The organism is Streptomyces sp. LHD-70 (assembly GCF_031157275.1).
Taxonomy (GTDB): domain Bacteria; phylum Actinomycetota; class Actinomycetes; order Streptomycetales; family Streptomycetaceae; genus Streptomyces.
In genome coordinates this window covers 256,991-263,360 of the sequence record NZ_JAVIFW010000012.1, presented here as the reverse complement: position 1 = coordinate 263,360, position 6,370 = coordinate 256,991, and the positions used below count along the sequence as shown (strand labels likewise).

Genomic DNA, 6,370 nt, shown 5'->3' with positions numbered 1-6,370 from the left:
CTCGGGCGACCCCCTCAACTCGCGCGTACGACCGGTTACTTCACCGGCTCGGGCTCGGGCGCGTCCTCCGACTCGGCCTCGCCCGCCGGGGGCTCCTCGGCCGGGGTCTTGACGGATTCGAGGAGGAGTTGGGAGACGTCGACGACCTGGAGGGACTCCTTGGCCTTGACGCCCGCGGCGGAGCCGCTTTCGGCTGCAGCCTTCTTGCCGTTGACGGAGTCGGTGAGCATGACGAGGCAGAACGGGCAGGCGGTGGAGACGATGTCCGGGTTGAGGGACAGGGCTTCGTCGACGCGTTCGGTGTTGATGCGCTTGCCGATGCGCTCTTCCATCCACATGCGGGCGCCGCCGGCGCCGCAGCAGAAGCCGCGTTCCTTGTGGCGGTGCATCTCCTCGTTGCGCAGGCCCGGGACCGTGCCGATGATCTCGCGCGGGGGCGTGTAGATCTTGTTGTGGCGGCCCAGGTAGCAGGGGTCGTGGTAGGTGATCAGGCCCTCGACCGGGGTGACGGGGATGAGCTTGCCCTCGTCGATGAGGTGCTGGAGCAGCTGGGTGTGGTGGATGACTTCGTAGTCGCCGCCGAGCTGCGGGTACTCGTTGCCGAGGGTGTTGAGGCAGTGCGGGCAGGTCGCGACGATCTTCTTCGCGGCCTTCGGCTTCTTCGTCTCCGGGTCCTCGTCGTCCTCGCCGAAGGCGGCGTTCAGCGTGGCGACGTTCTCCATGCCGAGCTCCTGGAACAGCGGCTCCTGGCCGAGACGGCGGGCGGAGTCACCGGTGCACTTCTCGTCGCCGCCCATGATCGCGAACTTGACGCCCGCGATGTGCAGGAGCTCGGCGAAGGCCTTGGTGGTCTTCTTCGCCCGGTCCTCCAGGGCGCCGGCGCAGCCGACCCAGTACAGGTACTCGACCTCGGTGAGGTCGTCGATCGTCTTGCCGACGACCGGGACCTCGAAGTCGACCTCCTTGGTCCACTCCAGGCGCTGCTTCTTCGCCAGGCCCCAGGGGTTGCCCTTCTTCTCCAGGTTCTTGAGCATCGTGCCCGCCTCGGACGGGAACGCGGACTCGATCATCACCTGGTAGCGGCGCATGTCGACGATGTGGTCGACGTGCTCGATGTCCACCGGGCACTGCTCGACACAGGCACCGCACGTGGTGCAGGACCACAGCACGTCCGGGTCGATCACACCGTTCTCCTCGACGGTGCCGACCAGCGGACGCTCCGTCTCCGAACTCGCCTCCCCCACAAGGAGATACGGGGCCTTGGCGTGCGCGTGGTCGCGCAGCGACATGACCAGCAGCTTCGGCGAGAGCGGCTTGCCGGTGTTCCAGGCGGGGCACTGCGACTGGCAGCGACCGCACTCCGTACACGTAGAAAAGTCCAGCAGGCCCTTCCAGGAGAACTGCTCGACCTGGCTGACACCGAAGGTGTCGTCCTCGCCCGGGTCCTCGAAGTCGATCTCCTTGCCGCCCGAGGTCATCGGGAGCAGCGCGCCGAGCGAGGTCTCACCGGTCGCGTTCCGCTTGAACCAGATGTTCGGGAAGGCCAGGAACCGGTGCCAGGCCACACCCATGTTCGTGTTCAACGACACCGTGATCATCCAGATCAGCGACGTGCAGATCTTCACCATCGCCACGGCGTACACCAGGCCGTGCAGCACACCCACCGACAGGCCCTTGAAAGCCAACACCAGCGGGTACGACGCGAAGTACGCCGCCTCGTAGCCCTCCACGTGATGGACCGCGCCCTCGAGCCCGCGCAGCACGTAGATCGCCAGACCGATGGTCAGGATGACGTACTCGACGAAGTACGCCTGGCCCATCTTCGAACCCGCGAAACGGGACTTGCGGCCCGCCCGCGAGGGCAGGTTCAGCAGCCGGACCGCCATCAGCACGACGATCCCGACGACCGTCATCACACCGATGAACTCGATGTACATCTCAAAGGGCAGGAAGCCCCCGAGACCCGGCAGCGTGAAGCCGGTGTCGAAGAGCTGGCCGTAGGCCTGCGCAAGGGTCGGCGGCAGCGTCAGAAATCCGACCGCCACGAACCAGTGCGCGACACCGACGACACCCCACCGGTTCAGCCGGGTGTGCCCCAGGAACTCCCGCGCCAACGTCGCAGTCCGCGCACGCCAGTTGTCCGTACGGCTGCCCGCCGGAACCGGTTGGCCGAGCCGCACGAACCCGTAGATCCGCGCGACGGCCCGACCGAGGAGCGCCACACCGATCACGGTTAGCGCCAACGACACGACGATCGCTGCGAGTTGCATGAGACGAAGCACCTTCCTGAGGGTCAGCCCTTGCGGGTGTTGGCCTCTTCGGTGAGCTGCGGGACGACCTCGAAGAGGTCGCCGACCACGCCGTAGTCGACCAGGTCGAAGATCGGGGCCTCGGCGTCCTTGTTGATCGCCACGATCGTCTTCGAGGTCTGCATACCGGCACGGTGCTGGATCGCACCGGAGATGCCGGACGCGATGTACAGCTGCGGCGAGACCGACTTGCCGGTCTGGCCGACCTGGTTGGAGTGCGGGTACCAGCCCGCGTCCACCGCGGCACGCGAGGCGCCGACGGCCGCACCGAGCGAGTCGGCGAGGGCCTCGATGATCGCGAAGTTCTCCGCGCCGTTGACGCCACGGCCACCGGAGACCACGATCGCGGCCTCGGTCAGCTCCGGACGGCCGGTCGACTCGCGCGGCGTGCGCGCGATCACGTTCGTACCCGAAGCGGCGTCCGAGAACGTGACGGCCAGGGCCTCGACCGCACCCGCGGCCGGAGCGGCCTCCACGGCGGCCGAGTTCGGCTTGACCGTGATGACCGGAGTGCCCTGCGTGATACGGGACTTGGTGGTGAAGGACGCGGCGAACGCGGACTGCGTCGCGACCGGGCCCTCGTCACCGGCCTCCAGGTCGACGGCGTCGGTGATGATGCCGGACTTGATACGGACCGCCAGACGCGCGGCGATCTCCTTGCCCTCGGCGGACGAGGGCACCAGTACGGCGGCGGGCGAGACGGCCTCGTACGCGGCCTGCAGCGCGTCCACGTTCGGCACGACGAGGTAGTCGGCGAACTCGGGTGCATCCGCGGTCAGCACCTTCACCGCACCGTGCTCGGCGAGCGCGGCGGCGGTGTCCGCGGCGCCGTTGCCGAGGGCGACGGCGACGGGCTCGCCCAGGCGGCGGGCCAGCGTCAGCAGTTCAAGGGTGGGCTTGCGGACGGCACCGTCCACGTGGTCGACGTAGACCAGAACTTCAGCCATGGGACTTCATCTCCTGCTTGCGAAGCGTGAAAGGGGCGTTGGTGGCCGAAGCCTTAGATGAACTTCTGGCCCGCGAGAAAGGCGGCCAGCTGCTTGCCGCCCTCGGCCTCGTCCTTGACGATCGTGCCCGCGGTACGGGCCGGACGCTCGGCCGCCTCGTCGACCTTGGACCAGGCACCCTCCAGACCGACTTCCTCGGCCTCGATGTCCAGGTCGTCCAGGTCCAGGGACTCCACCGGCTTCTTCTTGGCGGCCATGATGCCCTTGAACGACGGGTAGCGGGCCTCGCCCGACTGGTCCGTCACCGACACGACGGCCGGAAGCGACGCCTCCAGCTGCTCGGACGCGGTGTCACCGTCACGACGGCCCTTGACGGTGCCGCCCTCGACCGAGACCTCGGACAGCAGCGTCACCTGCGCCACGCCGAGACGCTCCGACAACAGCGCGGGCAGAACACCCATGGTGCCGTCGGTGGACGCCATACCGGCGATAACCAGGTCGTACCCGGTCTTCTCGATCGCCTTGGCGAGCACCAGCGACGTACCCATGACATCGGTGCCATGCAGGTCGTCGTCCTCGACGTGCACAGCCTTGTCGGCGCCCATGGACAGCGCCTTGCGCAGCGCATCCTTGGCGTCCTCCGGGCCCACCGTCAGGACGGTGATCTCCGCGTCGGCACCGGCCCGTTGACACTCCTCCGCAATCTGCAGGGCCTGCTCGACCGCGTACTCGTCGAGCTCCGACAGCAGGCCGTCGACATCGTCGCGGTCGACGGTCAGGTCATCGGTGAAGTGCCGGTCGCCGGTGGCGTCGGGCACGTACTTCACACAGACAACGATCCTCAAGCTCACAGCTGTCTCCTTAACAAGGGTTCACATCATCCAAAGCTGATATGTGCTGGTCATTGGTCACCGACCCGCACCACGATTCGTCCCCGCATGCGCCCGGCAAGGAACTGGGGGAATACCTGGGGGAGTTCCCGGAAATCGATGGTGCGGGCGATCTCGTCGAGATGCCGCGGACGAAGGTCGTCGTTCATGCGCTGCCACAGCCGCTGACGCAGTTCGTGGCTGAAATAGCCGGAGTTGATTCCGAGCAGGTTGATCCCGCGCAGGACGAACGGCAGTACGGAGGTGTCCAGTTGGTGGCCACCGGTGTTGCCGAAAGACGCGATGCTGCCCTGCCGCTGCGTCGTCCGGATCAGCCAGGCGAGGAGGTCGCCGCCGACCGAGTCGACAGCCCCGGCCCATCGGCCGCTCTCCAAGGGCGGGACACCTTCGCGAGCGGTCGGCCTGGCGACGACGTCGCTCGCACCCAAGTGCCGGAGGTCGTCATGCGCGTCGCTCTTCCCCGTCACGGCGGTGACGTCGTAGCCGCGACCGGCGAGCATGCTCACCGCGAGGCTGCCGACTCCTCCGCTCGCCCCGGTGACGGCGACCGGCCCTCGGTCCGGCCGCAGCCCGTTGTGCTCGAGCTCGTGGATCGCCAGTGCGGCGGTGATTCCCGCCGTACCGAGTGCCATGGATTCCCATGCGGTCATCCCGTCCGGCAGCGGCACGGCCCAGTCCGCCGGTACACGAACCCACTGCGAGTAGCCGCCGTCGTGCCCCTCGCCGAGCGCGAAGCCGGTCACCACGACCTGATCGCCCTCCCGGAAGCGGGTGTCGGTCGACTCGGCGACCTCGCCGGCGACGTCGATCCCCCCGATCAGGGGAAAGGTGCGCACGACCTTCCCCGATCCGGTCGCGGCGAGTGCGTCCTTGAAGTTCACGCTCGAATACGACGTACGGATGAGCAGCTCGCCGGAGCCCACGTCCGCGACCGGGACGTGCGCCCAGTCGCCCCAGACCCGTTGTCCGTCGGATCTGATCTGGTAGGCCAGGCTCGTCACGCCATTCATGAAATCCCCTACGTGGCAGGTATGCGGTCGTGCGTCACCGGAACGCGGCGTAGCCGGTCAGGGCGCGGCCGATGACGAGCTGGTGCACCTCGGAGGTGCCCTCGTAAGTGAGGACGGACTCAAGGTTGTTGGCGTGCCGCAGCACCGGATACTCCAACGTGATGCCGTTGGCAGCCAGGATCGTGCGGCACTCGCGAGCGATGGCGATGGCCTCGCGCACGTTGTTGAGCTTGCCGAGGCTGACCTGCTCGGACCGGAGCAGGCCGCCGTCCTTGAGGCGGCCGAGCTGCACCGCCAGGAGCATGCCCTTGCCCAACTCCAGGGTCATGTCGGCGAGCTTGGCCTGGGTGAGCTGGTAGGCGGCCAGCGGCTTGTCGAAGATGTCCCGGTCGCGGGCGTAGGCGATGGCGGTCTCCAGGCAGTCCCGCGCGGCGCCGAGCGCCCCGAACACGATCCCGTAGCGGGCCTCGTTGAGGCAGCTGAGCGGGCCGGAGAGCCCACGGACGCCCGGCAGCACCGCCTCTGCCGGCAAGCGCACGTCCTCGAGGACGAGTTCGCTGGTGACCGACGCCCGTAGCGACATCTTCTTCTTGATCTCCGGTGCGGAGAAACCAGGGGTGTCGGTGGGGACGACGAACCCCCGGATCCCGTCGTCGGTCTGTGCCCACACGACCGCGACATCGGCGACGGAGCCGTTGGTGATCCACATCTTGTTGCCGTTGAGCACCCAGTCGGTGCCGTCCTTGCGGGCCCGGGTACGCATCCCCGCCGGGTTCGAACCGAAGTCGGCTTCGGTCAGGCCGAAGCAGCCGATGGCCTCGCCCGCGGCCATGCGCGGCAGCCATGCGGACTTCTGCTCCTCGCTGCCGTGCTTCCAGATCGCGTACATCGCCAGCGACCCCTGCACGGAGACCAGCGACCGGAGTCCGGAGTCGCCGGCTTCCAGCTCCATGCAGGCCAGTCCGTAGGCGGTGGCGGTGGTGCCGGAGCAGCCGTAGCCCTTCAGGTGCATACCGAGCACGCCCAGAGCACCGAGCTCCTTGGCGAGGTCGCGGGCGGGGATGGCGCCGTCCTCGAACCAGTCGGCGATGTGCGGCTTGATCCGGTCTTCGACGTATCGGCGGACGGTGTCACGTATCGCGCGGTCGTCCTCGTCGATCAGTTCGTCGACGCTGAACAGGCCAATAGGGGTCTGCGTGTTCACAGTGGCCACA

The 6,370-nt window shown here is 67.8% G+C and carries 5 protein-coding genes; all 5 read right to left on the bottom strand.

Going from position 1 to position 6,370, the window contains the following annotated elements:
* Positions 1 to 35: 35 nt before the first annotated feature.
* From RCO28_RS24675 to RCO28_RS24655, 5 genes are read right to left on the bottom strand one after another with little or no spacing between them, the layout of a single operon-like run.
* Complete coding sequence (locus tag RCO28_RS24675; protein WP_308943436.1) at positions 36 to 2,270, bottom strand: (Fe-S)-binding protein; 2,235 nt, start codon at positions 2,268 to 2,270, stop codon at positions 36 to 38.
* A 23-nt stretch (positions 2,271 to 2,293) separates the two neighbouring features.
* Positions 2,294 to 3,256, bottom strand: a complete 963-nt coding sequence (locus RCO28_RS24670; protein ID WP_308943435.1) for an electron transfer flavoprotein subunit alpha/FixB family protein — start codon at positions 3,254 to 3,256, stop codon at positions 2,294 to 2,296.
* Between the two features lie 53 nt (positions 3,257 to 3,309).
* Positions 3,310 to 4,107 carry an electron transfer flavoprotein subunit beta/FixA family protein gene (locus RCO28_RS24665; RefSeq protein ID WP_308943434.1) on the bottom strand — a complete coding sequence of 266 codons (798 nt, stop codon included), beginning with the start codon at positions 4,105 to 4,107 and terminating at the stop codon, positions 3,310 to 3,312.
* 50 nt (positions 4,108 to 4,157) lie between these two features.
* Positions 4,158 to 5,147: an oxidoreductase gene (locus tag RCO28_RS24660; protein WP_308943433.1), complete on the bottom strand. Its 990-nt coding sequence runs from the start codon at positions 5,145 to 5,147 to the stop codon at positions 4,158 to 4,160.
* 43 nt (positions 5,148 to 5,190) lie between these two features.
* Positions 5,191 to 6,360 carry an acyl-CoA dehydrogenase family protein gene (locus RCO28_RS24655; protein ID WP_374991237.1) on the bottom strand — a complete coding sequence of 390 codons (1,170 nt, stop codon included), beginning with the start codon at positions 6,358 to 6,360 and terminating at the stop codon, positions 5,191 to 5,193.
* Between the last annotated feature and the right edge of the window lie 10 nt (positions 6,361 to 6,370).